At 73.2% G+C, this 26,765-nt stretch carries 22 protein-coding genes; 10 read left to right on the forward strand and 12 right to left on the reverse strand.

Annotated elements, in window-relative coordinates; genetic code table 11:
* Positions 1–116: 116 nt before the first annotated feature.
* The 3 genes from ACIBTV_RS18360 to deoC are packed head-to-tail and all read right to left on the reverse strand — an operon-like array spanning position 117 to position 3,329.
* Positions 117–941, reverse strand: a complete 825-nt coding sequence (locus ACIBTV_RS18360; protein ID WP_396706296.1) for an aldehyde dehydrogenase family protein — start codon at positions 939–941, stop codon at positions 117–119.
* On the reverse strand, positions 934–2,364 hold the full coding sequence (locus ACIBTV_RS18365; RefSeq protein WP_396706298.1) for an aldehyde dehydrogenase family protein: 1,431 nt from the start codon (positions 2,362–2,364) through the stop codon (positions 934–936). The genes ACIBTV_RS18360 and ACIBTV_RS18365 overlap by 8 nt, the downstream gene beginning before the upstream one ends.
* A gap of 5 nt (positions 2,365–2,369) precedes the next feature.
* Positions 2,370–3,329 (reverse strand): deoxyribose-phosphate aldolase, encoded by a 960-nt coding sequence (gene deoC, locus ACIBTV_RS18370; protein ID WP_396706300.1) that lies wholly within the window; start codon positions 3,327–3,329, stop codon positions 2,370–2,372.
* Positions 3,330–3,474: 145 nt separating this feature from the next.
* Between deoC and upp the strand changes: the two genes are divergently transcribed.
* Positions 3,475–4,107: a uracil phosphoribosyltransferase gene (gene upp, locus ACIBTV_RS18375; RefSeq protein WP_396706302.1), complete on the forward strand. Its 633-nt coding sequence runs from the start codon at positions 3,475–3,477 to the stop codon at positions 4,105–4,107.
* A gap of 339 nt (positions 4,108–4,446) precedes the next feature.
* Entirely contained in the window at positions 4,447–5,124 is a 678-nt protein-coding gene (locus tag ACIBTV_RS18380; protein WP_396706304.1) for a GPP34 family phosphoprotein, read from the forward strand.
* A 35-nt stretch (positions 5,125–5,159) separates the two neighbouring features.
* On the opposite strand, the gene ACIBTV_RS18385 is transcribed toward ACIBTV_RS18380, so the two are convergent.
* Both ACIBTV_RS18385 and ACIBTV_RS18390 read right to left on the reverse strand, forming a co-directional pair.
* Positions 5,160–6,827: a phospho-sugar mutase gene (locus ACIBTV_RS18385; protein ID WP_396706305.1), complete on the reverse strand. Its 1,668-nt coding sequence runs from the start codon at positions 6,825–6,827 to the stop codon at positions 5,160–5,162.
* Between the two features lie 49 nt (positions 6,828–6,876).
* Complete coding sequence (locus tag ACIBTV_RS18390) at positions 6,877–8,922, reverse strand: protein kinase (protein WP_396706307.1); 2,046 nt, start codon at positions 8,920–8,922, stop codon at positions 6,877–6,879.
* A 205-nt stretch (positions 8,923–9,127) separates the two neighbouring features.
* On the opposite strand from ACIBTV_RS18390, the gene ACIBTV_RS18395 reads away from it, so the two are divergent.
* Together ACIBTV_RS18395 and ACIBTV_RS18400 are read left to right on the forward strand one after the other, a co-directional pair.
* Positions 9,128–10,711: a methylmalonyl-CoA mutase gene (locus ACIBTV_RS18395; protein WP_396706309.1), complete on the forward strand. Its 1,584-nt coding sequence runs from the start codon at positions 9,128–9,130 to the stop codon at positions 10,709–10,711.
* A 650-nt stretch (positions 10,712–11,361) separates the two neighbouring features.
* Complete coding sequence (locus ACIBTV_RS18400) at positions 11,362–12,621, forward strand: amidohydrolase (protein WP_396706310.1); 1,260 nt, start codon at positions 11,362–11,364, stop codon at positions 12,619–12,621.
* Here ACIBTV_RS18400 and ACIBTV_RS18405 read toward each other — a convergent pair.
* Entirely contained in the window at positions 12,578–13,543 is a 966-nt protein-coding gene (locus ACIBTV_RS18405) for a DUF4349 domain-containing protein (protein WP_396706312.1), read from the reverse strand. The two genes, ACIBTV_RS18400 and ACIBTV_RS18405, sit on opposite strands and share 44 nt — an antisense overlap.
* 115 nt (positions 13,544–13,658) lie before the next feature.
* Between ACIBTV_RS18405 and ACIBTV_RS18410 the strand changes: the two genes are divergently transcribed.
* The 4 genes from ACIBTV_RS18410 (at position 13,659) to ACIBTV_RS18425 (ending at position 17,278) form a co-directional block, all read left to right on the forward strand.
* The gene (locus tag ACIBTV_RS18410; RefSeq protein ID WP_396706314.1) at positions 13,659–14,285 is read left to right on the forward strand and encodes an MBL fold metallo-hydrolase; all 627 of its coding nucleotides are present in this window, start codon (positions 13,659–13,661) and stop codon (positions 14,283–14,285) included.
* 4 nt (positions 14,286–14,289) lie between these two features.
* A complete protein-coding gene (locus ACIBTV_RS18415) occupies positions 14,290–15,267 on the forward strand; it encodes a hypothetical protein (RefSeq protein WP_396706316.1) in 978 nt (325 codons plus the stop codon).
* A gap of 58 nt (positions 15,268–15,325) precedes the next feature.
* The gene (locus tag ACIBTV_RS18420; protein ID WP_396706317.1) at positions 15,326–16,087 is read left to right on the forward strand and encodes a hypothetical protein; all 762 of its coding nucleotides are present in this window, start codon (positions 15,326–15,328) and stop codon (positions 16,085–16,087) included.
* Between the two features lie 207 nt (positions 16,088–16,294).
* Positions 16,295–17,278, forward strand: coding sequence for a GNAT family N-acetyltransferase (locus ACIBTV_RS18425; protein ID WP_396706319.1), 984 nt, complete (start codon positions 16,295–16,297; stop codon positions 17,276–17,278).
* A gap of 72 nt (positions 17,279–17,350) precedes the next feature.
* On the opposite strand, the gene ACIBTV_RS18430 is transcribed toward ACIBTV_RS18425, so the two are convergent.
* Positions 17,351–17,806: a gamma-glutamylcyclotransferase gene (locus tag ACIBTV_RS18430; RefSeq protein ID WP_091592383.1), complete on the reverse strand. Its 456-nt coding sequence runs from the start codon at positions 17,804–17,806 to the stop codon at positions 17,351–17,353.
* A 106-nt stretch (positions 17,807–17,912) separates the two neighbouring features.
* Here ACIBTV_RS18430 and ACIBTV_RS18435 point away from each other — a divergent pair, with 106 nt between their 5' ends.
* Positions 17,913–19,316: an NAD(P)H-quinone dehydrogenase gene (locus ACIBTV_RS18435; protein WP_396706321.1), complete on the forward strand. Its 1,404-nt coding sequence runs from the start codon at positions 17,913–17,915 to the stop codon at positions 19,314–19,316.
* Here ACIBTV_RS18435 and ACIBTV_RS18440 read toward each other — a convergent pair.
* On the reverse strand, positions 19,250–19,945 hold the full coding sequence (locus ACIBTV_RS18440) for a DUF998 domain-containing protein (RefSeq protein ID WP_396706323.1): 696 nt from the start codon (positions 19,943–19,945) through the stop codon (positions 19,250–19,252). The genes ACIBTV_RS18435 and ACIBTV_RS18440 overlap by 67 nt on opposite strands.
* 102 nt (positions 19,946–20,047) lie before the next feature.
* Positions 20,048–20,695, reverse strand: a complete 648-nt coding sequence (locus ACIBTV_RS18445; RefSeq protein WP_396706325.1) for a DedA family protein — start codon at positions 20,693–20,695, stop codon at positions 20,048–20,050.
* Between the two features lie 559 nt (positions 20,696–21,254).
* Here ACIBTV_RS18445 and thrS point away from each other — a divergent pair.
* Positions 21,255–22,490: a threonine--tRNA ligase gene (thrS, locus tag ACIBTV_RS18450; RefSeq protein WP_396706327.1), complete on the forward strand. Its 1,236-nt coding sequence runs from the start codon at positions 21,255–21,257 to the stop codon at positions 22,488–22,490.
* 5 nt (positions 22,491–22,495) lie between these two features.
* On the opposite strand, the gene ACIBTV_RS18455 is transcribed toward thrS, so the two are convergent.
* The 3 genes from ACIBTV_RS18455 to ACIBTV_RS18465 are packed head-to-tail and all read right to left on the reverse strand — an operon-like array spanning position 22,496 to position 26,765.
* Complete coding sequence (locus ACIBTV_RS18455) at positions 22,496–24,559, reverse strand: ABC transporter ATP-binding protein (RefSeq protein WP_396706329.1); 2,064 nt, start codon at positions 24,557–24,559, stop codon at positions 22,496–22,498.
* A complete protein-coding gene (locus ACIBTV_RS18460; protein WP_396706331.1) occupies positions 24,556–26,289 on the reverse strand; it encodes an ABC transporter ATP-binding protein in 1,734 nt (577 codons plus the stop codon). The genes ACIBTV_RS18455 and ACIBTV_RS18460 overlap by 4 nt, the downstream gene beginning before the upstream one ends.
* Entirely contained in the window at positions 26,283–26,765 is a 483-nt protein-coding gene (locus tag ACIBTV_RS18465; protein WP_396706333.1) for a MarR family winged helix-turn-helix transcriptional regulator, read from the reverse strand. The genes ACIBTV_RS18460 and ACIBTV_RS18465 overlap by 7 nt, the downstream gene beginning before the upstream one ends.

The raw sequence follows: 26,765 nt of genomic DNA on the forward strand, positions 1-26,765 counted from the left end.
CCCGCCCGTACGCCCCGTGGCCAAGATCCGCACAACATCAGGGATGGAGGGGCCTCGTCACGCGTCGGAGGCCACTACTTCAGGGATTTAGCGCGGATCCCGCTGGCGGGGCGCGCTCACACCCCCTTGGGGTGCCAGACCGTCTTCGTCTCCAGGAGGGTGGTCATCCGGGCGAGGCCCGGGTCGGCGAACCAGTCGTGGTCGGCCGGGGCGGGGCGGAGCACCCGCTTCAGGTTCTCCGCCGCCTTGACCTCCAGGTCCGTCGCCAGATCGGCGTCGGTCACCCCGGTCAGGTCGATGGCGTTGACGTCCATGTGGCCGGCGAGGGTCGGCACGGTCTCCGTCAGCCGGCCGGTCAGGATGTTGACCACCCCGCCCGGCAGGTCGGAGGTGGCCAGCACCTCGGCCAGGGTCACCGCCGCGAGCGGCGCTGCCGGCGACGCCGCCACGACCACCGTGTTGCCGGTGACGATCGCCGGGGCGATCACGCTGACCAGGCCGAGCAGCGCCGGCGTCTCGGGCGCGACGACCGCCACCACGCCGGTCGGCTCGGGCGACGACAGGTTGAAATACGGCCCGGCGACCGGGTTGGCGCCGCCGTAGACCTGGGGGAGCTTGTCGGACCAGCCCGCGTACCAGACCCAGCGGTCGATGGCCGCGTCGACCTCGTCGGCGGGGACGCCGAGCGCGACGAACTGCTCGCGCCGACCCTCCAGCATCTCGGCGACCCGGTAGAGGATCTGACCCCGGTTGTACGCCGTCGCGCCGGCCCATCCCTTGACCGCGGCCCGGGCGGCGACGACCGCGTCGCGCGCGTCCTTGCGGGAAGCCAACGACACATTCGCGTCCTGCACGAGATACGACCGTCCCGACTCGCTGCGGGGGAACTTCCCGCCGATGAAGAGCTTGTACGTCTTGCGTACCGCGACCCGCTCAGACATTGAGGTACCCCTCCAGCCCGTGCCGGCCGCCCTCGCGACCGTAGCCCGACTCCTTGTAGCCGCCGAACGGCGAGGTGGGGTCGAACTTGTTGAACGTGTTGGCCCACACCACGCCTGCCCGCAGCCGGTCGGCCATCCACAGGATCCGGGAGCCCTTGTCGGTCCAGATCCCGGCCGACAGCCCGTACGGCGTGTTGTTGGCCTTCTCGACGGCCTCCGCCGGGGTGCGGAAGGTGAGCACGGACAGCACCGGCCCGAAGATCTCCTCCCGGGCGATCCGGTGCGCCTGGGTGACCCCGGTGAAGATGGTCGGCGCGAACCAGAAGCCGCGGTCGGGCAGCTCGCACGGCGGCGACCAGCGCTCCGCGCCCTCGGCCGCACCGGCGTCGGAGAGCTCGCGGATCCGGGCCAGCTGGGCGGCCGAGTTGATCGCGCCGATGTCGGTGTTCTTGTCCAGCGGGTCACCGACGCGCAGCTGGGCCATCCGGCGCTTCAGCGACTCCAGCACCCGGTCGGCGACCGACTCCTGGACCAGCAGCCGGGAGCCCGCGCAGCAGACGTGCCCCTGGTTGAAGAAGATGCCGTTGACGATGCCCTCGACGGCCTGGTCGATCGGCGCGTCGTCGAAGACGATGTTGGCGGCCTTGCCGCCCAGTTCCAGGGTGAGCTTCTTACGGGTGCCCGCCACCGAGCGGGCGATGGCCCGGCCGACCTCGGTCGACCCGGTGAATGCCACCTTGTCGACGCCGGCGTGCTCGACCAACGCCCGGCCGGTCTCGCCGGCGCCGGTGACGATGTTGACCACGCCGGCCGGCAGGTCGGCCTGCTGGCAGATCTCGGCGAACAGCAGCGCGGTGAGCGGGGTGGTCTCGGCCGGCTTCAGCACCACGGTGTTGCCGGCGGCCAGGGCCGGGGCGATCTTCCAGGCCAGCATCAGCAGCGGGAAGTTCCACGGGATGACCTGCGCGGCCACGCCCAGCGGCTTCGGATCGGGACCGAAACCGGCGTGCTCCAGCTTGTCGGCCCAGCCCGCGTAGTAGAAGAAGTGCGCGGCGACCAGCGGAAGGTCGACGTCCCGGGACTCCTTGATCGGCTTGCCGTTGTCCAGCGACTCCAGCACGGCCAGCTCGCGGGAGCGCTCCTGGATGATCCGGGCGATCCGGAACAGGTACTTGGCCCGGTCCCGGCCCGGCATCGGACCCCAGACCCTCTCGTACGCCGTCCGGGCGGCCCGCACGGCGCGGTCCACGTCCTCGGCGCCGGCCTCGGCGACCTCGGCCAGCACCTCCTCGGAGGCGGGGTTGATCGACTTGAAGCTGCCGCCGTCGACCGGGTCGACGAACGTGCCGTCGACGAAGAGCCCGTACGCGGGCTTGATGTCGACCACCGAGCGGGACTCGGGGGCGGGGGCGTATTCGAACATCGCGCTCAGTCCAGGGTGAAGTAGTCGGGGCCGGCGTAGACGCCGGTCGTCAGCTTGGTGCGCTGCATGAGCAGGTCGTTGAGGAGGCTGGACGCGCCGAAACGGAACCAGTCCGGGTCCAGCCAGTCGGGGCCGACCGTCTCGTTGACCATCACCAGGTACTTGATCGCGTCCTTGGTGGTCTTGATGCCGCCGGCCGGCTTCACACCCACCTGACGGCCGGTGGCGGCGCGGAAGTCGCGGACCGCCTCCAGCATCACCAGGGTCACCGGCGGGGTGGCGGCCACCGGGACCTTGCCGGTGGACGTCTTGATGAAGTCGCCGCCGGCGAGCATGGCCAGCCAGGACGCGCGGCGCACGTTGTCGTACGTGGCCAGCTCGCCGGTCTCCAGGATCACCTTGAGGTGGGCGTCCCCGCAGGCCTCCTTGGTGGCCACGATCTCGTCGTAGACCTCCTGGTAGCGGCCGGCCAGGAACGCACCCCGGTTGATCACCATGTCGATCTCGTCGGCGCCGGCCTCGACGGCCGCCCGGGTGTCGGCGAGCTTGACCTCCAGCGGCGCCTGCCCGGACGGAAAGGCGGTCGCGACGCTGGCCAGGTGCACGCCCGACCCGCGCAGCACCTCGGCCACGTACGGGACCATCGTCGGGTAGACGCAGACGGCGCCGACGTGCGGGCAGGAGGGGTCGGCCGGGTCGGGGCGCAGCGCCTTGGCGGCCAGCGCCCGGACCTTGCCCGGCGTGTCCGCGCCCTCCAGGGTGGTGAGGTCGACCATCCGGATGGCCAGGTCGATCGCCTGCGCCTTCGCCGTGGTCTTGATGCTGCGGGTGCCGAGCTGTGCCGCCCGCTGCTCCGCGCCGACCTGGTCCACCCCGGGCAGGCCGTGCAGGAAGGTCCGCAGAGCGGTCTCGGATCGTCCCAGCTCGGAGAGGTCCGACCGGGCCGACGTCGTTGTCGCCGTCATGCCGGAAAGTCTACGCATCCAACCGGATAGTGATCCTGGTCACGAACGCCGCGACGGCGCCGGCGCACCCGCTTCGGGTGAGCGGGGTCGCCTCATCGACCGCAGCCCCACACGCGGACGCAACCGTTCGGTAGGTTGAGCGACCGTGGACGTACACGTCATTGACCACCCGCTGGCCCAGTCCCGGCTGACCGCCATGCGGGACGAGCGCACCGACTCCTCCTCGTTCCGAGCGGCCCTGCACGAGCTGACCACCATGCTGGTGTACGAGGCGGCACGTTCCTTCCCCATCGAGCGGTTCCCGGTCCAGACCCCGGTCACCGGCACCGAGGGCACGCGGCTTGCCAACCCACCGCTGCTGGTGCCGGTGCTGCGCGCCGGCCTGGGCATGGCCGACGCCGCGCTGGGCCTGCTGCCGGAGTCCTCGATGGGCTTCGTCGGCCTCGCCCGCGACGAGAAGACCTTCGAGCCGCGCGCCTACATGGAGTCGCTGCCCCGCGACCTGACCGGCCGGCCGGTGCTGGTGCTCGACCCGATGCTCGCCACCGGCGGCTCGCTGGAGCACTGCTGCCAGCTGCTCGCCGACCGGGGTTGCACCGAGATCACCGTGCTCTGCGTCCTGGCCGCGCCCGTCGGCATCGAGCGGCTGGAGCGGTCCGGTCTCCCGCTGCGCCTGGTCACCGCCTCGATCGACGAGGGCCTGAACGACCACATGTTCATCGTGCCGGGACTCGGCGACGCCGGCGACCGCCAGTTCGGCGGCATGCCCCGCTTCTGAACCCGCCCCGGCCGGCCGTCGCGTGACGCGGCGGACCGCCCGCACGGCTGCCACGACGGCCCGCCGACCCCACCGGTCGACGGGCCGTCGCCGTCGCTGCGGCCGGGCCGTCACGGTGTCCATCCACCCACCGGTAACGATCCGCCCCGCCGGCGACACATAACCGTTGTCCATGCAGCAACGGCGGTCGGGGGAGCGATCTGGTCTTCGACCCGTCCACGGGTGCGCTGCTCGCCCACGAGTACGGATGAGGGGCGACGCGGGCGAACAGCCGACCGCGCGTCGTCGACCGGCGCGGAGTCGTGCGCGGCCGTGCGCGCAGCGGCTACCGTCCGGGCCATGACTGGTGTTGCGCTCGCCGAAGAGCTGCTGCTGCTGGCGTACGACGACGAGACCGGCAAGGCGACCATGCCGCGGATCAGCCTCGACCTCGGGATGGCCGCGGCGGTGCTGATCGAGCTGGCGCTGGCCGGGCGGATCGCGTACGACGGGGGGAACCTGACGGTCGTGGACCCGGCGCCCACGGGCGAGCCGGTCGCCGACGCGGTCCTGGCCCGGATCGCCGACGACACCCCGCACACGCCGTCGTCCTGGGTGCAGCGGCTGCGGCACGGCCTGCGCGACCGGATCCTCGGTGACCTGTGCAGCCAGGGTGTCGTCCGGGACGTCGACGAGACGGAGCTGGGCTTCATCCACGTCCATCGCTACCCGGTGGTGGACACCTCCGTGGAGGCGGACACCCGTCGCCGGCTCGCCGACGCGCTGACCACCGGCGCCGCCCCAGACGAGCGGACCGCGGCGTTGGCGACGCTGGTCGCGGTGCTGCGCATGGAGTCCTCGCTCGGCGTGGGCGGTGCGGCCGCCGAGGACGCCCGCCGCCGGCTGGCCGAGATCGCCAGCGGCGCCGGGTTCTCCGGCGAGGTCAGCCTCGACGACTCGGTGGTCCGCCCCTCGGTGGGCCTGGTGGTAGCCGCCCTGGCCGAGGCGGTCGACGCCGCCCTGGGCCCCCGCCGCTAACCCGGAACAGGCCTACTCCCTGCCGATCAGGGCCGTCAGAGGGCCAGGGCGGTGGCGATCTCGGTGCGGAGGGCGGTCACGGAGTCGGTGGCGCGGGCGCGGGCCGCCGCCACGTCGCCGCCGGTGACCGGTTCCACCACCTCGAGGTACGCCTTGAGCTTCGGCTCGGTGCCGGAGGGGCGGATCACCACCCGGGCCGTCCCGGTGCGCAGGATCACCACGTCCGCCTCGGGGAGCAGGTCCTCGGACGCGGTGACCGGCTGCCCGAGCAGGCTGGTCGGGGTGGCCGCCCGGATCCGGGCCATCGCGTCGGCGATCAGCCGCAGGTCGTCGACCCGCACCGAGAGCTGGTCGGTGTGGTGGACGCCGAACTCGGCGGCCAGCTCGTCGAGCCGGTCGGTGAGGGTGCGCCCCTGCGTCTTGAGCCCGGCGGCGAGTTCGGCCACGGTCAGTGCGGCGGTGATGCCGTCCTTGTCCCGCACCAGGTCCGGGGCGACGCAGTAGCCGAGCGCCTCCTCGTACCCGAAGACCAGCGGCACCGACCCGTCGCCGGCCCGGACGATCCACTTGAACCCGGTCAGCGTCTCGCCGTAGGGCAGACCACGGGCGGCGCACATCGCCCGCAGCAGCGACGACGACACGATGGTGGTGGCGTAGAGGCCGGTCACACCCCGCCGCATCAGGTGGTCGGCGAGGAGCACCCCCACCTCGTCGCCGCGCAGCATCCGCCAGCCGGCCGCCGCGTCCCTGACCACCACCGCGCAGCGGTCCGCGTCCGGGTCGTTGGCGATGGCGAGGTCGGCCCCGGTGCTGTCGGCGAGGGCGACCAACCGGTCCACCGCGCCGGGCTCCTCCGGGTTGGGGAAGGAGACGGTGGGGAAGGCCGGGTCCGGTTCGGCCTGGTCCGGCACCACGCCGGGCACCGGGAAACCGGCCCGGGCGAAGGCGGCGGTGAGGACCGCCGCGCCCACACCGTGCAGCGGGGTGTACGCCACGGCGAGGTCCCGAGGCCCGTCCGCCGCGATCACCCCGGTGGCCTGCTCGACGTAGGACGCCACGAGGTCGTCGCCGAGCACCTGACCGGCCGGGCCGAGCGGCACCTCGGCCAGCGCGCCGACCGCTCGGATGGCCGCCTCGATGCCGGCGTCGGCGGGCGGCACGATCTGCGCGCCCGCGCCCGGTCCACCGCCGAGTGCCGCCCCGAGGTAGACCTTGTAGCCGTTGTCCTGGGGCGGGTTGTGGCTGGCGGTGACCATCACGCCGGCGACGGCGTCGAGGTGCCGGACGGCGTACGCGAGGACCGGCGTGGGCAGCGGCCGGGGCAGCAGCAGCGCGGGCCGTCCCGCCCCGGTGGCGACCTGGGCGGTGCGCTCGGCGAACTCGCGTGAGCCGTTGCGGGCGTCGTACCCGATGACCAGCGGACCGGTGCCGCCCTGGGCGGCGAGCCAGCCGACGAGCCCGGCGGCCGCCTGGGTGACGACGGCCAGGTTCATCCCGTTGGGGCCGGCGCGGAGGGGGCCGCGCAGCCCGGCGGTGCCGAAGGTCAGCGGGCCGGCGAACCGGTCGGCCAGCTCCGGGCCGCTCGCCGGCAGCCGGTCGAGCACCGCCTGCAGTTCGGCGCGGGCGGCCGGGTCCGGGTCGTCGTCGAGCCAGCGTCGGGCTTGCTCACGAAGGTCGTCGATGTCAGTGGGTTCCGCCGGCATGCCTCTTGATAGCACGCCGGCGGTTCACCGCTGACGGTTCCCTCCCGGCTCAGCCGGCGGCGGTGAGCTTGAAGGTCCGCACCATCTCGTCGAAGATCGGCTTGCTGTCGGCGAAGCGGCCGTCGGTCGAGCTGAGGTAGAACGAGTAGGCCTTGCCGTCGCTGACCACGCCGCGCCACACGCCGTGCCGCTTCGCGTCACCCTCGCCGCAGGTGTATTCCAGCTCGGCCGCCGTCTGGCCGGCGAGCGGCTGCTCGGCGAGGGAGATCTGCTCGTACGGCTTGACGCACGTCTTCGACCGGGTCTTCAGCCCGTTCTCGGCGACCTCGGCCCAGCGCATCGACGAACCACCGAAGGGCTCGGTGATGATGCGCACCTTCCGGCCGCTGTCCTCCGGGTCGATGTAGTCGGTGTAGCTGCCGCCGGTCGCCTTCTCCCAGCCCTTCGGCACCATGACCTGGACGCCGCGGGCCGCGTGTTCCTGCATCTCGATGCCGGGGCCGGCCGGCGCGGTGGCCGTCGGCTGGGCCTGCGGGGTGGCGGGTGGCGCGTCGTCGCCGCCGGTCAGGGCGAACACCCCGATCAGCAGCACCACGGCCAGGCCGCCGGCCGCGGCGAGCTGGACCTTGCGCGGCCAGCTCTTGACCGTGCGGACGAGCGTGCTGCCGGTGCCACGGGCCCGGTCGAGGAGGCCCTTGCCGCCCGCGCCGCCCGTCGGGGTGGCCCACGGCTGCCCGGTGCCCGGCACCGACCACTGGCCGCCGCCGTACGTGCCGCCGACCCGCTGCGTCGCGTCGGACGAGCCCGGTGCGCCGGGGTAGGGGACGGCCTGGGTGGCGTCCGGGGTGGCACCCCAGGCGACCCGCTGGGTGGCGTCCGGCTGCCCGCCCGCGTCCACCCGCTGGGTGGCGTCGGCGCCGCCGTAGGTGCGGCCCGGGGCGGACATCGCGCCGGTCGGCGTGTGCAGCGGCCCGGCGAGGGCGTCCGCGCTGGTCTCGTCGAGGGCGGCCGCCCCCGCGTCGACGGGCTGCGGTCGCTGCCCGCGGCGCAGCTCGGCCAGCCGGTCGGTCAGCGACTCGCCGGGGGCGAGCATGGCGCGGCCACCGATCTGGCCGCCGGGCTTCGGCTCGGGCTGGGCCGGCGGCGGCGGGGTGACCGGCCGCTGCACCGGCACCACCGCGTAGGGGTCGGTCACCGAGTGGACGGCGGTCGCCGTGCTGCCGAGCGGCCCGGCGAGCAACTCACGCAGCATGGCCCGGGAGGTGTGCACGTCCAGCCGGCGGGCCGGGTCCTTCTCCAGGAGGCCCATCAGCACCCGGGTCAGCGCCCCGCTGCGTTGCGGCGGGGCGGGCGGGTCCTCGACCACGGCGTGCATGGTCTCGATGGGGTCGCCCTTGTCGAACGGGGGCCGCCCCTCGACCGCCGTGTAGAGCGTCACGCCGAGCGAGAACAGGTCGCTGGGCGGGCCGAACTCCTGGCCCATGGCCCGTTCGGGGGAGATGAAGTGGGGCGAGCCGAGCACCATTCCGGGCGTGGTGAGCTGCACGTCGGTGGGCATCCGGGCCACCCCGAAGTCGGTCAGCACGCAGCGACCGTCGGTGCAGATCAGCACGTTGGCCGGCTTGACGTCGCGGTGCAGGACGCCGATCGCGTGCGCCACCTCCAGCGCCCCGAGCAGGGCGATGCCGATCTTGGCAACCGCGCGGGGCGCGACCGGCCCGTCCTCGATGACCATGTCGGCGAGGCTGCGGGCGTCCAGCATCTCCATGACGATCCACGGCCGTCCACCCTCGGTGACGACGTCGTAGACCTGCACCACGGCCGGGTGCTGGATCGCGGCGGCGGCCCGGGCCTCGCGCAGGGTCCGCTCGTACATCGCGTCGCGGTCGCTGGGCGCGAGCCCCGGCGGGAGGACGACCTCCTTGACCGCCACGTCCCGGCGCAGCAGTGTGTCCGCCGCGCGCCAGACGGTACCCATGCCGCCGTGGCCGACGGCCGAGCGCAACGAGTAGCGACCACCGATGGTGGTGCCGGGTACCGCACGCCCGTTGGGGGGACTGACCGGTCCACCGCTCCAGGTCGGGATCTGAGTCACAGAAAAGCCACCGGGGGAGATCGAGGGGGCTGGGACACAACCCCCCTATCTTGCTGGTTCAGACGCCCGATGCGAAAGCCGACGCGTCGGACGTTTATCCAACTCCACTGTCCGTACCCGGCCGTTCACCTCTCGTCGACCTGAGCGAACGGAGTGTGCGGTATCCCTCACCCGCCCGTGTCGCGGCGCGTCCTACCATCCGGTGATGAGTGAACGGCGGTTAAGCGAGTCGGGTTTCCCGATCAAGGGTGTCTACACGGCGGCTGATCTTCCGGCCGACCTGGACGCCCGGCTGGGCGGGCCGGGCGAGTTCCCGTACACCCGTGGGGTCTACCCCACCATGTACACGTCCCGCCCGTGGACCATGCGCCAGTACGCCGGCTTCGGCACCGCCACCGAGTCCAACGCCCGCTACCACCAGCTGCTGCGGGCCGGCACGATGGGCCTCTCGGTCGCCTTCGACCTGCCGACCCAGATGGGGTACGACTCCGACGACCCGATCGCCCACGGCGAGGTGGGCAAGGTCGGGGTGGCGATCGACTCCATCGAGGACATGCGGCTGCTCTTCGACGGCATCCCGCTGGACAAGGTCTCCACCTCGATGACGATCAACGCGCCCGGCTCGGTGCTGCTCCTGCTCTACCAGCTGGTCGCCGAGGAGAACGGCGTGCCCGGGTCGGCGCTGAACGGCACGATCCAGAACGACATCCTGAAGGAGTACATCGCCCGGGGGACGTACATCTTCCCGCCGAAGCCCTCGCTGCGGCTGGTCGCCGACACGTTCGGCTACTGCCGGGCGGAGGTGCCGAAGTGGAACACCATCTCCATCTCCGGCTACCACATGGCCGAGGCCGGCGCGTCCCCCGCGCAGGAGATCGCGTTCACCCTGGCCAACGGCGTGGAGTACGTCCGCGCCGCGCTCGCCGCCGGCCTCGCCGTGGACGACTTCGCGCCCCGGCTGTCCTTCTTCTTCGTGGCCCGGACGACGCTGCTGGAGGAGGTCGCCAAGTTCCGCGCGGCCCGGCGCATCTGGGCCCGGCTGATGCGCGACGACTTCGGCGCGAAGAACCCGAAGTCGATGATGCTGCGCTTCCACACCCAGACCGCGGGTGTGCAGCTCACCGCGCAGCAGCCCGAGGTGAACCTGGTGCGGGTCGCCGTGCAGGGCCTCGGCGCGGTGCTCGGCGGCACGCAGTCGCTGCACACCAACAGCTTCGACGAGGCCATCGCGCTGCCCACCGAGAAGGCGGCCCGGCTCGCGCTGCGTACGCAGCAGGTGCTCGCGTACGAGACGGACCTGACCGCGACCGTGGACCCGTTCGCCGGCTCGTACGTGGTCGAGGCGATGACGGACGAGCTGGAGGCGGCGGCCACCGAGCTGATGGACCGGGTCTTCGACCACGGGTCGGCGGTGGACGCGATCGAGGCGGGTTTCCAGAAGCGGGAGATCGAGCAGTCCGCGTACCGGATCGCCCAGGAGATCGACTCGGGCGAGCGGGTCGTGGTCGGGCTGAACCGTTTCCGGGTCGACGAGGAGGAGCCGTACGAGCCGCTGCGGGTCGACCCGGCGATCGAGGCGGCGCAGGGGCAGCGGCTGGCCGAGCTGCGGCGCGGCCGGGACGCCGGGGCGGTCGAGCGTGCCCTCGCCGAGCTGCGCGAGACCGCCTCGGGCACCGGGAACGTGCTCTATCCGATGCGGGAGGCGCTGCGCGCCCGGGCCACGGTCGGCGAGGTCTGCGGCACGCTCCGCGAGGTGTGGGGCGTCTACCGGCCGAGCGACCGCTTCTGATCCGGTGGCGGACCACGCCTCGGTCCGCGGCCTCGTGTGCGCCGACAGCCGCCCGACTCCGGGCGGCTGTCGTGTTTCCGCTGGTCAGACGCTCGTTCCGGCGACGCGTTGAGCGCTACAGTCGAAGCAGTTCCCTCGGCCGGCGTGGAGCCGGTCCGACCTGCCGGGCGGCGTCGCCCACCCGGTTCGGATCGCCGGGGCGGCGTGGCCCCGACCGCCGCCGCGTGTGCCCCCGATGTTTGCGGGTACCCCGACCGGGTGAACCGGAACGGACACCGTGTGCGGTCCTTCCGCATCCGTGCGTGTGAGCGTCTGTATCCGATTCGTTGCGGAGAGTGGTCGGCTAATTGCCGGAGTGCCGGTTCATCAGACCGACTAATGCGACAATTCGCAACGAAGGGCCCGAGGGGCGCGCGGTAAAACGTGACCACCGAATCGGTTACGCGTTGTAGGAGGTGAGACGGCGGATGACGGCCTTCGACCGGGATCTACCTGCTGTCCCGCTGATCTCCGAGCGCTCTCAGCAGGGCATTCGTGACGCTACGCGGTCCGATCACTACCGTAACGAGGTTGCGCAGCGTCACCGGCGGAGGTCTAGGCTGTCTGCTGTTCCCGAAGATCCATCCATTCCTAGTGATCGAGAATTCGACGTGACGAGTGCGTTGACGCTGCCGAGTGGCAGCCAGCTGGCGTCGTCCTGGACCGAGGCGCCCACCGGGTCCCAACCGCTGCCGTTCGAGCTGGACGACCTGCTCGCGCTCCGGGTACCGGGGCTGATCGCCACGCGCCGTCACATCCACGCCCACCCGGAGCTCTCCGGCACCGAGTTCGCCACCGCCGAGCTGATCGCCCGGGAACTGACCCTGGCCGGGCTCCACCCACGGCTGCTGCCCAAGGGCAACGGCGTGCTCTGCGACATCAACGGCCGCCCCGACGGGCCCGTCGTCGCCCTGCGGGCCGACATCGACGCGCTGCCGTTGACGGACGTCAAGGACGTGCCGTACCGCTCCACCGTGGACGGCGTCTGCCACGCGTGCGGCCACGACGTGCACACCTCGATCATGCTCGGCGTGGCCATGCTGCTCGCCCAGCTCGCCGACCGGGGTGAGCTGGACGGCCGGGTCCGGCTGATCTTCCAGCCCGCCGAGGAGATCCTGCCCTGCGGCTCGCTGGAGGTCATCGAGGCCGGCGGACTGGACGACGTGGTGCAGATCTTCGCGCTGCACTGCGACCCCAACCTGCCGGTCGGCCGGATCGGGCTGCGGGTCGGCCCGATCACCGCCGCCGCCGACAACGTCACCGTCCGCCTGACCGGGCCGGGCGGGCACACCGCCCGCCCGCACCTCACGGTCGACCTGGTCGACGCGCTCGGCCGGCTGGTCACCGAGGTGCCCGCGCTGGTCAGCCGCCGGGTGCCGGCCAACAGCGGGCTGCTGCTGGTGTTCGGCCACGCCTCGGCCGGCACCCGCTACAACGTCATCCCCACCGAGGCGTGCGCCGCCGGCACCCTGCGGGTCATGGACCGCGACACCTGGGAGCTGGCCCCGAAGATCGTCGGCCAGGTGGTGCGCGACGTCATCGCCCCGACCGGTGCGACGGTGGACCTCGAATACCTGCGCGGCCGACCGCCGGTCAGCAACGACGGGCGGGCCATCCAGGTGCTCACCGCGGCCACCACCGCCGCGCTCGGCCCGGAGGGCGTCGCCGAGACCCCGCAGAGCATGGGCGGCGAGGACTTCTCCTGGTACCTGGAGTACGTCCCCGGCGCGCTCGCCCGACTCGGCGTGGGCCGCTCCGGCCCCAACGTCGACCTGCACCGCGCCTCGTTCGACGTGGACGAGCGGGCGATCCCGGTCGGCGTACGGGTCATGGTGCAGACCGCGCTGCGGGCACTGGCGGCGGCGCGCTGACCGGCGGCGCCGTCCGCCGGCGCCGCCGCCGCAGCACCACGAGCACCACCGCCAGCGGCACGCCGAACACGAACAGCCACGGCAGCACCGCACCGAGCACGGTCAGCACGACGGTCATCGACACCAGGAAGACGTCCCAGCCGCCGCGCAGCCCGGCCAGGAAGCCCAGGTCCTTCTCCTCCTCCGCCGCCGTGGTCGCGTCCGGCCCGACCAGGGTGAGCGTGATCGTGGAGAGCGCGGTCAGGTCGGCCAGCCGGCGCTTCTTCGCCTCCAGCGACGCCAGGTCCGCCTCCCGCTTCGCCAGCTCGCTCTCCAACGAGATCAGGTCGCCGATCGTGGTCGCCCGGGCGAGCAGCCGCCGGGCACTGTCGACGCGGGCGCGCTGGGTGACGATCCGCGCGTCCAGGTCGACGGTCTCCTCGGTGACGTCCTCGGTGCGGATCTCCCGACGCTCCTGGTGGCCCAGCCCGGCCAGCTCGTCGATCACCCCGGTGAACCGGGCCGCCGGCACCCGCAGCTGCAACTCGGCGCGCGCGTCCGCGGCGGAGTTGCTGCGCTGGTCGCCGCCGACGAAACCACCCGCCCCGGTCACCGCCGTGACCGCTCGCCGCGCGGCCTCGTCCACATCGTCCACCCGCACCGACATCGTTCCGCTGTAGACGATCGACCGTTGGTCGACCCGTAGGTCCGCCGCTCCCGAACCGGCCCCGGCGGGCGCGCCGGCCTCCGGCGCCCGGCCCTCCGCCGCGTTCGCGCCACCGTCGGCCATCCCCCGGTCCGCCGCGCCGACCGCCGGCGCCTCCTGCGCACCCGCGGAATCCGACTGCCCGCCACCCGCGCCGCAGCCGCCCGCCGCGAGCACCGCCACCAGCCCCAGAGCCACCAGCGGTACGCGGTGGCGTCCCGCTCTCCGTCCGTCCATTGCCGCCTCCTTCTGTCCGCCCACGGCGGGCGATACCTCGGACGTGACGCGCCACCCCGCTGGTTCCGGCAGACTGCGCTGAGGACGTCACGATTCGATGTACCGAGGAGTCACGATGCAGCTCACCAAGTACGCCCACTCCTGCGTCCGGGTGGACCACGACGGGGGAGTGCTGGTCATCGACCCCGGCGTGTTCAGCGACCCGGTGGCGCTGGACGGGGCGGACGCGGTGCTGATCACCCACGAGCACCCCGACCACCTGAACCTGGAGGCGATCACCCGCCAGCTCGACCGGCGGCCCTTCACCGTGCACGGGCCGGCCTCCCTCTCGACCGCCCTGGGCGACGCCGCGGAGACGCTGGTGCCGGTGCAGGCCGGCGAGTCGTTCACCGCGGCCGGAGTGGCCGTCCGGGCGTACGGCGGTCGGCACGCCGTGATCCACCCGGACATCCCCGTGGTCGAGAACCTCGGCTTCCTGATCAACGACGTGGTCTACCACCCGGGGGACTCGCTGGTCGTACCGGACGTGCCGGTCGACACGCTCTTCGCCCCGATCCACGCGCCCTGGAGCAAGTTCTCCGAGGTCGTCGACTTCATCCGGGCGGTCGCGCCGCGCCGCGCGTACGCGCTGCACGACGCGCTGCTCAACGACAAGGGGTACGCCGTGCTCGACCGCCAGTACACGGCGCTGTCGCACACCGACTACCGCCGGCTGGAGCCCGGCACCCGGCTGGACGCCTGACGCGATGGCGGAGCCGCCGCCCGAGCTGGTGCAGCAGCTCTACAGCACCCCACCGGACCGGTTCGTCGCCGCCCGGGACGCGGCCGTCGCCGACGCCCGCCGCGCCGGTGACCCGGCCACCGCGCGGCAGATCGCCCGGCTGCGCCGCCCGACCGTGGCCGCCTGGCTGGTGAACCTGCTGGCCATCCGCCGGCCCGAACTGGTCGCCGACCTGGTGCAGTTCGCCGACGCGATGCGGTCGGCCCAGCGGGAGCTGCGCGGCCCGCGGCTGCGGGAGCTTTCCGGCCAGCGGCGGGCGGTGGTCGCCGCGCTCGTCGCCGAGGCGCGTCGCCTGGCCGCCGGTGAGCCGGGTGCCCCGTCGGCCGGGAAGCTGCCGCTGGCCGAGGTCGAGGCGACCCTCAACGCGGCGCTCTCCGACACCGGGGTGGCCGAGCAGGTTCAGGCCGGCCGGCTGCTCCGCGCGGCCAGCTACGCCGGGTTCGGCGAGGTGCCCCGCCCGCAGCTGCGACTGGTCACCGGCGAGGAGGAAGCGGAGGAGGAACGCCCCGCGCGCCGTGACACCGGCCGGGCGCCGGCCCAGCGCCTACCGGGCGGCGACCGCGTCGCGGAACGGGCGGCCCAGGCCGAGCGGGCGGCCGAACGGGCGGCCCGGGCCGAACGCGCACGGCAGCGGCGGGCGTTGGAGCGGGAGCTGACGAAGGCGCGTACCGAGCAGGCGCGGGCGGAGTCGGAGCTGGCGGACGCGGCGGAGGCCGAGCGGGACGGCGTCGCCGCGCTCGACGACATCGAGAACGAGCTGGCCGAGCTGGAACGCCGGCGGGCCGTCGCCGAGCAGGAGCTGAGCCGGGCCAAGCTGGCCCGCCGGGGCGCGGAGCGGGCCCTGACCGCCGCGCGGCGGCGCACCGGCGAGGTCGAGGCGGCCGTCGAGGCCCTGGACGCCGAGGAGGGGGCTGCCGGGAGGGGCGGTGGCGAGGCAGACTGACATCGATGGACGGACGTAAAGTGGAGCCGGCGGCCATCGTGTCGCACGGGCCGGACCGATGACACCGGAGCAGGTGGCGGCGGCCAGCAAGCCGTTGGTGCTCGACCTGGGTGACGCGTTCACCCGCTGCCCCATCACCCTGCGCCGGGCCCGGTTGCTCGGCATCTCCGGCTGGGCCTTCTACGTGAGCGGACGGGCCGGCGCGCTCGGCGACGTCCGGGCCGAGACGGTCGCCGCCGCGCTCGGCTTCATCGCCCCCGACGCGGTGGCCGACGGCTGGGACGGGGCCGCCCGCACGGTCCGGCCGTTCGAGGTGGCCGCCGCGACGCTCGCCGAGTGCTGCCGGTGGGGTTCGCAGCACCTGGACACCGTCCCCGGGATCGACCGGCTCGCCGTGCTGCTGGAGCGCGCCGGGGCCGCCGCCGACGCCAGCGGCATGCCGCTCTTCGCCGCCTGGCGGGCCATGCTGGTGCCGGGCCGCACCGCGGGAGCGCGGGCCGCCGCCGGCCTGCGGCTGCTGCGGGAGCACTTCGCCGGCGCCTACCTGCTGGCCGTCCGCGCCAGCGGGATGACGCCGCTGGAGGCGGTGCTCGCCGGCCCGGAGGGGGAGGCCGGAGCGATGGCCTGCGGCTGGCCGCCGCCGTACCCTCCGATCGGCCCGCTGGTCCGGCGGCGGCTCTGGGCGGAGGCCGTGACCGACCGGCTGGCCGCCCCGGCCTTCGCGGCGCTCGGCCCGGACGGCGGCGCCGAGCTGCTCGACCTGCTCACCGCGACCCGCGCCCACCTGGGCCCGGTGGCCCGCTCCTACCCGGCCGCCTGACCACCCCGGCGCCACGGCGCGCGGACCGGTCGGGGGCCCTGTTTCCCGGAAAGAGCACCCACCCACGCCCCGGGAGGGGCCGCTTTCTGAGAAATAGTGCCCTGCCCTGCCCTGCCCTGCCCCGCCCCGGCTGCGGCGCGGCGCCACCTTCGCGTCGGGTCGGAAAATCGGCGGCGTGGCGGGCACGCCCCTGCCAGGATCGTCGGCGTGACCCTCCCCGCTGGCTGGAGCACGCGCCGGCCCACCCTCGACGACGTCCCGGCGATCCTGGCGGTGGTGCACGCCGCCGACACCTTCGCCGTCGGCCACCCCGACTTCGACGCGGAGGACGTGGAGGCGGCGCTGTCCGCACCGTACGTCGATCCGGCCCGCGACTCCTGGCTGGCGCTCGACCAGGACGGCGAGGTGGTCGGCTGGGCGATCGTCGACAACCCCACCGGCGTCGGCCGGGAGTTCGTCGAGGTCTACGTCGATCCGGCGCGCGGTCACCAGGCACGCGGGCCGTTGCTGACCCGCCAACTGGATCGGGTCGCGGAGCGGGCCGCCGAACGGGAGTTGCCGGCGCTGACCGTGCGCTGCGCGGTCTTCGAACCGGAGCGGGACTGGCAGCGGCTGCTGGAGGAGGCCGGCTTCACCCTGGCCAAGCGGTACGTCCGGATGCACCGCCCGCTGGCCGACCTGCCCGCCGAGCCGGCACCGCCGGCCGGTGTGACGGTCCGCCCGGTCCGGGCCGACGACGAGCTGGACCTGCGGGAGTTCCACCGGATCTTCGACACCGCGTTCCGGGACACCCCGGACTACGAGCCGTTGGGCTTCGCCGAGTGGCGCAAGAAGATCACTCAGCACGGCACGACCTGGGACGAATGGTTCGTCGCCGAGGTGGACGGGGTCGCGGCGGGCGCGCTGCAGTCGTCCGACCAGGCGCTCGACCAGGACGAGGGCTTCGTCCGGAGCCTGTCCGTGCTCCCCGCGTTCCGCCGCCGGGGCGTCGGGGCGGCGCTGCTGCGCCGGGCGTTCGCCCGCTACGCGGAGAAGGGCCGGACGGCCGCGGGGCTGGGCGTCGACCTCACCAACCCGACCACTCCGCTGTCGCTCTACCGCTCGGTGGGGCTGCGGGAGACCCGGTGGACCGACATGTACGAGCTGGTCGTGCCGGCGACCGCGCTGACCGTACCGCCGACGGGTGTGTGATTGACGACCCCGGCCGGGGCCGGCGGCGGGCCGGCGCGGCGGTGGTAGCAGACTGGGCGCGTGCGATACGCGCTACGCCGAGGCGGTGCCGGTGGGGCGGGACCGCAGCTCGGTGACGTAGTCGTCGGGAGCGCCCGCCTTCTCGGCCGCCGTGACGATCTCCGACAGGTACCACGACGTCGGCAGACCGCCCTCGTAGCCGTCGAAGACGTAGACCCACGCCGTGACGTCCCCGTCGAGGGTCGACACGCGGACGGTGAGCCGCCGGTAGGTGCCGGCGTTCACGCCCTCGATCTCGTCGAGCTGGGCGGCGTCGACGGGGTGGATGTCGTAGAGCGCCACGAACACCCGGTCACCGGGGGACTCGACGACGGTGCTGACCGCGCCCTCCCAGCCGATCACGTCCTCGCCGGCGAAGGTCAACCGCCAGCCCTCCAGCCACCCGGTGCCCACCATCGGCGAACGCGGGCAGTAGGCGCGCATCCGTGCGGGGTCCAGGTTTGAGCCGTAGGCGGCGTGAAGACGCACGGCGATGACGATAGCCCGGCCGACGGGTGGGGGAGAATACGACGGTGCGTGTCGGACGCGTTCGGGAGAAGAAAGTCACTGTGAGCATCGACGAAGGGCGAACGCTGTGAGCCGGATCGTGATCATCGGCGGCGGACCGGCCGGCTACGAGGCGGCACTGGTCGCCGCGCAGCTGGACGCTGATGTGACCGTCGTGGAGGCCGAGGGCGCCGGCGGGGCGTGCGTGCTGTCCGACTGCGTACCGTCGAAGACCTTCATCGCCAGTTCCGAGGTGGTGACCGGCTATCGGGACACCGAGGAGTTCGGGGTGCACTCCGACGGGCTGGAGGCGGTCACCGTGGACGCCCGGGCGGTCCACGAGCGGGTCAAGCGGCTCGCGTTGGCCCAGTCGGCCGACATCCACGCGAAGCTGCTGAAGGCCGGCGTCACCTTCGTGGCCGGCAGCGCCCGGCTCGGTGAGGACACGCTCGGTCACACCCACCGGGTCGTGGTCACGCCGGCCGAGGGCGGCTCCGATTACTCCATCGAGGCGTCGACGGTGCTGATCGCGACGGGCGCCACCCCGCGTCAGTTGCCCACCGCGGTGCCCGACGGGGAGCGCATCCTGACCTGGCGTCAGGTCTACGACCTGCCGGAGCTGCCCGAGCACCTGATCGTCGTGGGCTCCGGTGTGACCGGTGCCGAGTTCGCCAGCGCCTACCTGGCGATGGGGGTCGACGTCACCCTGGTCTCCAGCCGGGACCGGGTGATGCCGCACGAGGACGCCGACGCGGCGTCCGCGATCGAGCGGGTGTTCCGCACCCGGGGGATGAGCATCCTCAACAACTCCCGGGCTGACGCAGTCCGCCGCACCGAGACCGGCGTCGAGGTGGAGCTCTCCGACGGCCGCAAGGTGTACGGCTCGCACGCGCTGATCGCCGTCGGTTCGATCCCCAACACGGCGAACCTGGGGCTGGCCGAGTACGGCGTCGAGCTGGCCCGGGGCGGCTACGTCACCGTCGACCGGGTGTCCCGCACCAACGTGCCCGGCATCTACGCCGCCGGTGACTGCACGGGCGTGCTGCCGCTGGCCAGCGTGGCCGCGATGCAGGGCCGGATCGCGATGTGGCACGCGCTCGGCGAGGCGGTCCGCCCGCTGCGGCTGCGGACCGTCGCGGCGAACGTGTTCACCGACCCGGAGCTGGCCACCGTCGGCGTCTCGCAGGACGAGGTCGACGCCGGCAAGGTCCCCGCCCGGCAGGTGATGCTGCCGCTGGCCGGCAACGCCCGCGCGAAGATGGACGACCTCGCCGACGGCTTCGTGAAGCTGTTCTGCCGACCGGCGAGCGGGCAGGTGATCGGCGGTGTGGTGGTCGCCCCGAAGGCGAGCGAGCTGATCCTGCCGATCACGATGGCGGTGGAGAACAACCTCACCGTCAACGAGTTGGCTCAGACGATCACCATCTACCCGAGCCTGTCCGGGTCGATCACCGAGGCCGCCCGCCAGCTCATGCTCCACGAGCTGGAGTGACCGGCCCGGTCGTCGGTGGGGCGGGGGCGTGCGACGGTGGCGGCCACCACGGCGATCAGGGCTACCTCGGTGAGGATGAGCGCGCGCTCGATCAGGCCGATGAGCAGGCGGTCACCCGGGTACGCGGACCACACCATCGCCGCCGCGAGGGCCACGCTGACCAGGACCAGGCCGCGCAGCCAGCGGCCGGCCGGGGCCAGGTCGCCCCGGCGGGCGAGCAGCCAGCCGGCGACCGGGAGCGTCAGGAAGGCGACGACCGACGCGTACCGGTGCACGTACGCGGCGGTCGTCATCGGCGTACCGGGATCGTTGGTGGGGACGACCGCGGCCAGCAGCAACCCGGCCACCCAGGACCCGAGCAGCACCTCGGTCAGCCGGCCGCCGGTCCCGGCCGTCCGTCCGGGCGGGGCGGTGCGTCGCAGACCGGCGAGCAGGACCGCGGTGGCCAGGGCGAGCACCACCATCGCGGCGTCGATGACGCCGCCGCGGTCGGAGACGGCGAAGTCGCTGACGGTCAGCGACCAGGGGGACAGGTTCTCGTTCACCTCGACGTGACCGATCACGGCGAGCAGCGCCGCGATGGCGATGCCGCCGAGGGTCAGCAGGCCGGCGCTCCGGGTTCCAGGCATGCCCCAGCCTGTCGCCGCGACCACCCGAAACGGATCGGGGCCGGCCACCGAAATCGGCCCCCGGGACCACCCCTAGAGGTGTCGGGGACGAGCCGGGATCGCTCAGCCGCGTAGCGGCTCTCGCGGCACCGCCTGGGGCGCCTCGTCGACCGGGACCTCGGCACGGGCGTGGCGGGCGCCGATCAGCGTGATCGCCCAGCCGGCGGCGGCGAACCCGGTTGCCGCCACGGCGGCGATCAGCGCGAGCCGCCAGGCCGACTCGGTGAGCGCGGTCCCGCCCAGGTGCCCGACCATCGCCCCGTAGGTGGCCCAGCCCAGCGCGGCGATCGTCTCGTAGAGCAGGAAGAGCCGGTACGGGTAGCGGCTGCGGCCGGCCGAGAAGCACGCCGCCATCCGGCCACCGGGCACGAAGCGGCACAGCAGGATCACCAGTGGGCCGGGTCGGCGCAGGCCCTGGGTGACCCGGTCGGCGACCCGTCGGGTGCGGCTCGGGGTGGCGTGCCGGGGCGCCCGGCGGTCCGGGGCGCACCGGCCGAGCAGGTAGCAGGCGAGATCACCGGTGAGGACGCCGAGGGCGCCGACGGCGATGGTCACCGGCAGGTCGAGCCCGCCGTACACGGTGAGCGCACCGCTGGTGATCATGATGGCCTGGGTGGGGATCACCGGGATGAAGGCGTCCGCCACGAGGAGGCCGAACAGCAGCAGGTACGCCCACGTCGGCGATGCGACGTCAGTGAGTAGTTCGGGCACGCCTGCCACCTCGCCGGATCCGGCCGATTGGGTGTACCGAGCCTGACGGCGTGTCCGGCGTCACCGTCGACGGCCCCGGCTCGGTGGTGACCACCGACACGACGGGCCCACCCAGGGACAACGACGCTCAACCGCCTGTGGTCACGCTCCCGAAGACCGGTCGGCGGATCGGCGTTCATCGGCGTACCGTTGTCGGCGCGCGGCCCCGCGACCGTCGGATCCCCCGTTTTCGACGATCGGGCCGCCGCGGGCCGTCGGCAGGTCCCGTGCCGGCGGCCCGCACTCTCACCACGCCGAAACCCGGGCGGCCCGCACTCTCACCCACGCCGGAAACCCGGCGGCACCCGCCCTCGGCCGCGCCGAAATCGAGGTGCGGTCGCCGGGCGCGCCCGCGTAGCGTCGCCGTATGCGCAGGGCGGAACTCACCACGACGCCGGGAAACCCCGGCGCGCCGCACTGACCTTCCGTCGACGAGGCCCCGGGGCGATCCGCCCCCGAGGGCCGCGCGGCGTTCGGAGACCAGATCGCTCCCGGGTCGTACCCGATCAAGGAGAGCGACATGATCGACCACCGCAGGCTCGGCCGGGAGCTGGACCTGTTCGTCTCCGACCCCCTCGCGGGCGCCGGGCTGCCGATCTGGCTGCCGGCCGGCGCCGCGGCCCGGCACGCCGTCGAGGAGTACCTCCGGGAGTTGGAGCGCCGGGCCGGTTACCAGCACGTCTACTCGCCGCCGCTGGGCAAACGGGAGCTCTTCGAGCGCTCCGGCCACCTCGGCTACTTCGGCGACGACATGTTCCCGCCGATGCGGCTGAGCGCCGACGACGAGTTCCTGCTCCGGCCGGCGCTCTGCCCGCACCACGCCCTGGTGTTCCGTGCCCGGGGACGCTCCTACCGTGAGCTGCCGCTGCGCATCGCCGAGCTGGGCGGGATGTACCGGCCGGAGCGGTCCGGGGTGCTCGGCGGGCTGTCGCGGGTGCGGGCCATCTCGCTCAACGACGCGCACACCTTCTGCGCCGTGGAGCAGGTCGGCGACGAGGTCGCCGAGGTTCTCCGGCTGATCCGCGCGGCGCACGCCGCGCTCGGCGTCCGCCCGGCGGGGTTCCGGCTGTCGCTGCGCGGGCCGGGGCAGCGGTACGTGGGCGACGACGCCCAGTGGGCCCGCGCCGAGGAGTTGCTGCGCGACGCGCTGGCCGGCTCGGCGTACGTCGAGGCGCCCGGCGACGCGGCCTTCTACGGCCCGAAGATCGACGTGCAGATCGTCGACGCCGCCGGTCGGGAGTCGACCCTCGCCACCGTCCAGCTCGACTTCGACAAGCCGGAGCGGTTCGACCTGTCGTACACCGACCGGGACGGGGCGAGGCGGCGGCCGGTGATGGTGCACCGCAGCCTGGTCGGCAGCATGGAGCGGCTGTTCGCGTACCTGATCGAGGTGCACCAGGGCGCCTTCCCCGCCTGGTACGCGCCGGTGCAGCTGGCCGTGCTGCCGGTGGACGACGGGCAGGCCGACGCCGCGGCCGACCTCGCCGCGCGGGGCGAGGCGGCCGGGCTGCGGGTCGAGGTGGACGCCGCCGGGTCGCTGGGCGCCCGGGTCCGGGACGCGGCCCGGCGTCGGGTGCCGTACGTCGCGGTGATCGGGGCCCGGGAGGCGGCCGACGGGCGGGTGACCCTGCGGCTGCGGGACGGCCGCGGGCTGGCGCCCATGGCCGTCGACGCCGCGCTGGGCCTGGTCACCGAGGTGGTGGCCGCCCGCTCCGCCGACCTGCTGCCCGGTGCGCCGGTGGTCGCCGACGCCTGACCCGGTCACGACGACAGCGCCCCCTGGGCCGGCACCGGCGGCCGGGGGGCGCCGTCGTCGGGCTCGTCGGTGAGCGCCTGGCTGAACTGCGAGCGGTACAGCCGGTGGTACGCGCCCCGCGCGGCGAGTAGCTGCTCGTGCGTGCCCTGCTCGACGATCCGGCCGTCCTCCATCATGAGGATCAGGTCGGCATCGCGGATCGTGGAGAGCCGGTGCGCGATGACGAAGCTCGTCCGGTCCGACCGCAGCGCCGCCATGGCCCGCTGGAGCAGCACCTCCGTACGCGTGTCGACCGAGCTGGTCGCCTCGTCCAGGATCAGCAGCGACGGCTCGGCGAGGAACGCCCGGGCGATCGTGATGAGCTGCTTCTCGCCCGCGCTGACGTTGCTGCCCTCCTCGTCGATGACCGTGTCGTAGCCGTCGGGGAGGCTGCGGACGAACCGGTCCACGAAGGTCGCCCGCGCCGCGGCGAGGATCTCCTCCTCGGTCGCGTCGGGCCGCCCGTACGCGATGTTGTCCCGGATGGTGCCGCCGAAGAGCCAGGTGTCCTGGAGCACCATGCCGATGCGCCCGCGCAGGTCGTCGCGGCGCATCGTGGTGATGTCCACCCCGTCGAGCGTGATCCGGCCGGCGTCCAGCTCGTAGAACCGCATGACCAGGTTGACCAGCGTGGTCTTGCCGGCACCGGTCGGCCCGACGATCGCCACGGTGTGACCCGGCTCGGCGACCAGCGACAGGTCGTCGATCAGCGGCTTGTCCGGCTCGTACCGGAACGACACGTGCTCGAACTCGACGCGACCGCGCGGGTCGATCACCCGGGCCGGCGTCGCCGGGTCCGGGGTCTGCTCGTCGGCGTCGAGGACCGCGAAGACCCGCTCGGCGGAGGCCACCCCGGACTGGAGCAGGTTGGCCATCGAGGCGACCTGGGTCAGGGGCTGGGTGAACTGGCGGGAGTACTGGATGAACGCCTGCACGTCGCCGAGGCTCATCGACCCGGAGGCGACCCGCAGGCCGCCGACCACGGCGATCGCCACGTAGCTCAGGTTCCCGATGAACATCATCGACGGCATGATGATCCCGGAGATGAACTGGGCGCCGAAGCTGGCCCGGAAGAGCTCCTCGTTCTTCGCGGTGAAGGCCGCCTCCACCTCGCGCTGCCGCCCGAAGACCTTCACCAGCTCGTGGCCGGTGAACGCCTCCTCGATCTGGCCGTTGAGCTGGCCGGTGTGCGTCCACTGCGCGATGAACTGCTTCTGCGACCGCTTGGCGATCCGCTGGGTGACCACCACCGACAGCGGTACCGCCACCAGCGCCACCAGCGCCAGCAGAGGCGAGATCCAGAACATCGCGCCGAGCACCCCGACGACGGTGAGCAGCGAGGTGAGCAGCTGACTCAGCGTCTGCTGGAGGCTGGTGGAGATGTTGTCGATGTCGTTGGTGACCCGGCTCAGCAGCTCACCCCGGGGCTGCTTGTCGAAGTACGGCAGCGGCAGCCGGTTCAGCTTCTCCTCCACGTCGGCGCGCAGCCGCAGCACGGTGCGCTGCACGACGCCGTTGAGCAGCCAGCCCTGCCACCACATCAGCACGCTCGCGGCCAGGTAGAGGCCGAGCGCCAGCAGCAGCACCCGGCCCAGCGCGCCGAAGTCGATGCCCGCCCCCGGCACCGGGTCCATCCGGGCGAGCATGTCGGCGAACGCGTCGTTGCCGGCGGCCCGGGCCGCCGCGACGGCCTGCTCGGTCGTGGTCCCCGCCGGCAGCTGCCGGCCGATCACCCCGGTGAAGATCAGGTCCGTGGCGTGACCCAGGATCTTCGGCCCGGCGACGCTGAACCCGACACTCACCACCGCCAGCGTGATGATCAGCGCCAGGTGGAGCCGGTGCGGGCTGAGCCGGCGGAGCAGCCGTCGGGCCGACGGCCCGAAGTTCATGGACCGCTCGGCGGGCATCGCGGCGCCCATCCACGGTGGGCCGCCCCCGCCGCGCCGGCCGGCGGCGGGCAGCCGGCCCGGCGTCCGCCCGTCGGCGGCCGGCTTCTGCTCGGGTACGGGGGAAGAAGTCCGCTCGCTCATGCCGGCACCTCCGTCGTCTGCTGCGAGGCGACGATCTCCGCGTACGTCGGGCAGCTCTCCAGTAGTTCCTCGTGCCGTCCCATGCCGACGACCGCCCCGTCCTCCAACACCACGATCTGGTCGGCGTCGACGATCGTGGAGACCCGCTGGGCCACGATCACCACGGCCGCGTCGGCGGTGACCGGCCGCAGCGCCGCCCGCAGCCGGGCGTCCGTGCCGAGGTCGAGGGCCGAGAAGGAGTCGTCGAAGAGGTAGATCTCCGGCTGGCGGACCAGCGCCCGGGCGATCGCCAGGCGCTGCCGCTGGCCGCCGGACACGTTGGTGCCGCCCTGGGCGATCGGGGCGTCGAGACCGCCGGGCATCTGGGCGACGAAGTCGGCGGCCTGGGCGATCTCCAGCGCGGACCAGAGTTCGCTGTCGGTCGCGTCCGGGTTGCCGTAGCGCAGGTTGCTCGCGATCGTGCCGGTGAACAGGTACGGCCGCTGCGGCACCAGGCCGATGCGGCGCCACAGCTCGTCCGGCGCGAGGTCGCGTACGTCCACCCGGTCGACGAGGACCGCGCCGGCGGTGACGTCGACCAGGCGCGGGATCAGCGACAGCAGGGTGGTCTTGCCGGCGCCGGTGCTGCCGATGATGGCCGTGGTCGTGCCCGGCGTGACGCGGAACGAGATGTCGCGCAGCACGGGTGCGGCGGCGCCCGGGTACTGGAAGCGCACCCCGCGCAGCTCCAGTTCGGCCCGGGTCGGGACCTCGCTGACCGCGCCGGCCGCCGGCACCACCGAGGAGTCGGTGTCGAGCACCTCGACGATCCGTTCGGCGCAGACCGCTGCCCGGGGGACCATCATCAGCATGAAGGTGGCCATCATGACGGCCATCAGGATCTGCATCAGGTATTGCAGGAACGCGGTCAGCGCGCCGACCTGGATGGCCCCGGAGTCGACGCGCTGCGCGCCGAACCAGAGCACCGCGACGCTGGAGACGTTGAGCACCAGCATCACCAGCGGGAAGATCAGCGAGAGCAGTCGCCCGGTCCGCAGCGCGGTGGCGGTCAGGTCCGCGTTGGCGACGCCGAAGCGGTCCGTCTCGTACGGCTCCCGCACGAACGCGCGCACCACCCGGATGCCGGTGATCTGCTCGCGCAGCACCCGGTTGACGGTGTCGATGCGGGTCTGCATGAGCCGGAAGCCGGGCACCATCCGACGGATGACGAGGCTCAGGGCCACCGCCAGCACCGGCACACAGACCAGCATCAGCCAGGAGAGCCCGAGGTCCTCGCGGAGCGCCATCACGACCCCGCCGATGCTCATGATCGGAGCCGCCACCAGCATGGTGCAGCTCATCAGGACGAGCATCTGCACCTGCTGCACGTCGTTCGTGCTGCGGGTGATCAGCGACGGGGCGCCGAAGTGGGCCACCTCTCGCGCGGAGAAGCTGTTCACGTGCGCGAAGATCCGTGCCCGGGCGTCGCGGCCGAAGCCCATCGCCGTCCGGGCGCCGAGGTAGACCGCCGCGATCGAGCAGACGATCTGGACGAGGCTGACCATCAGCATCCAGCCGCCGGTCCGCACGATGAAGTCGGTGTCGCCGCGGGCGACGCCCTGGTCGATGATGTCGGCGTTGAGGCTGGGCAGGTAGAGAGACGCCATCGTGCCCACGAACTGAAGCAGCACGATCGCGGCCAGCGGCCGCGAGTACGGGCGCAGGTGGTGCCGGAGCAGTCGGATCAGCACGGCGGCTCTCCCGGCTCGCGGTGGGTTTCGGTCATGCGCGGGTCCTCTCCACTACCGATGACCTCCAGCAGGAACTCCCGGATCACGGCCGCCTTCGCCGGGTCGGCGTCGACGGAGGTGAGCGGCCGGCCGGAGCGGATCATGGCGCCGAGCGCCGCGATCCGTTCCCGGCCGGCCGGGGTGATGGCGAGCCGGACGCTGCGCCGGTCGTTCTCGTCGCGTTGCCGCTCGACCAGCCCGTCCCGTTCAAGGGTGTCGACGATGCCGGTGAGGGTCGCCGGCCGGACGTAGCAGTGTTGCGCCACCTCGCGGTGCGGCAGGGGGCCGTGGCGGGCGAGGGTCATGAGGGTGACCATGCCGGCCTGGGTGAGGTTGAATCGCTCGGCCAGGATGCGGTTCCAGCGTTGACTGACGAGGTGGCCGGCGGTGACCAGCAGCCGGCCGAGGGGCGCGTCGTCGAGGGTGAACAGGCTCAC

The organism is Micromonospora sp. NPDC049366, from assembly GCF_044466625.1.
GTDB lineage: Bacteria > Actinomycetota > Actinomycetes > Mycobacteriales > Micromonosporaceae > Micromonospora.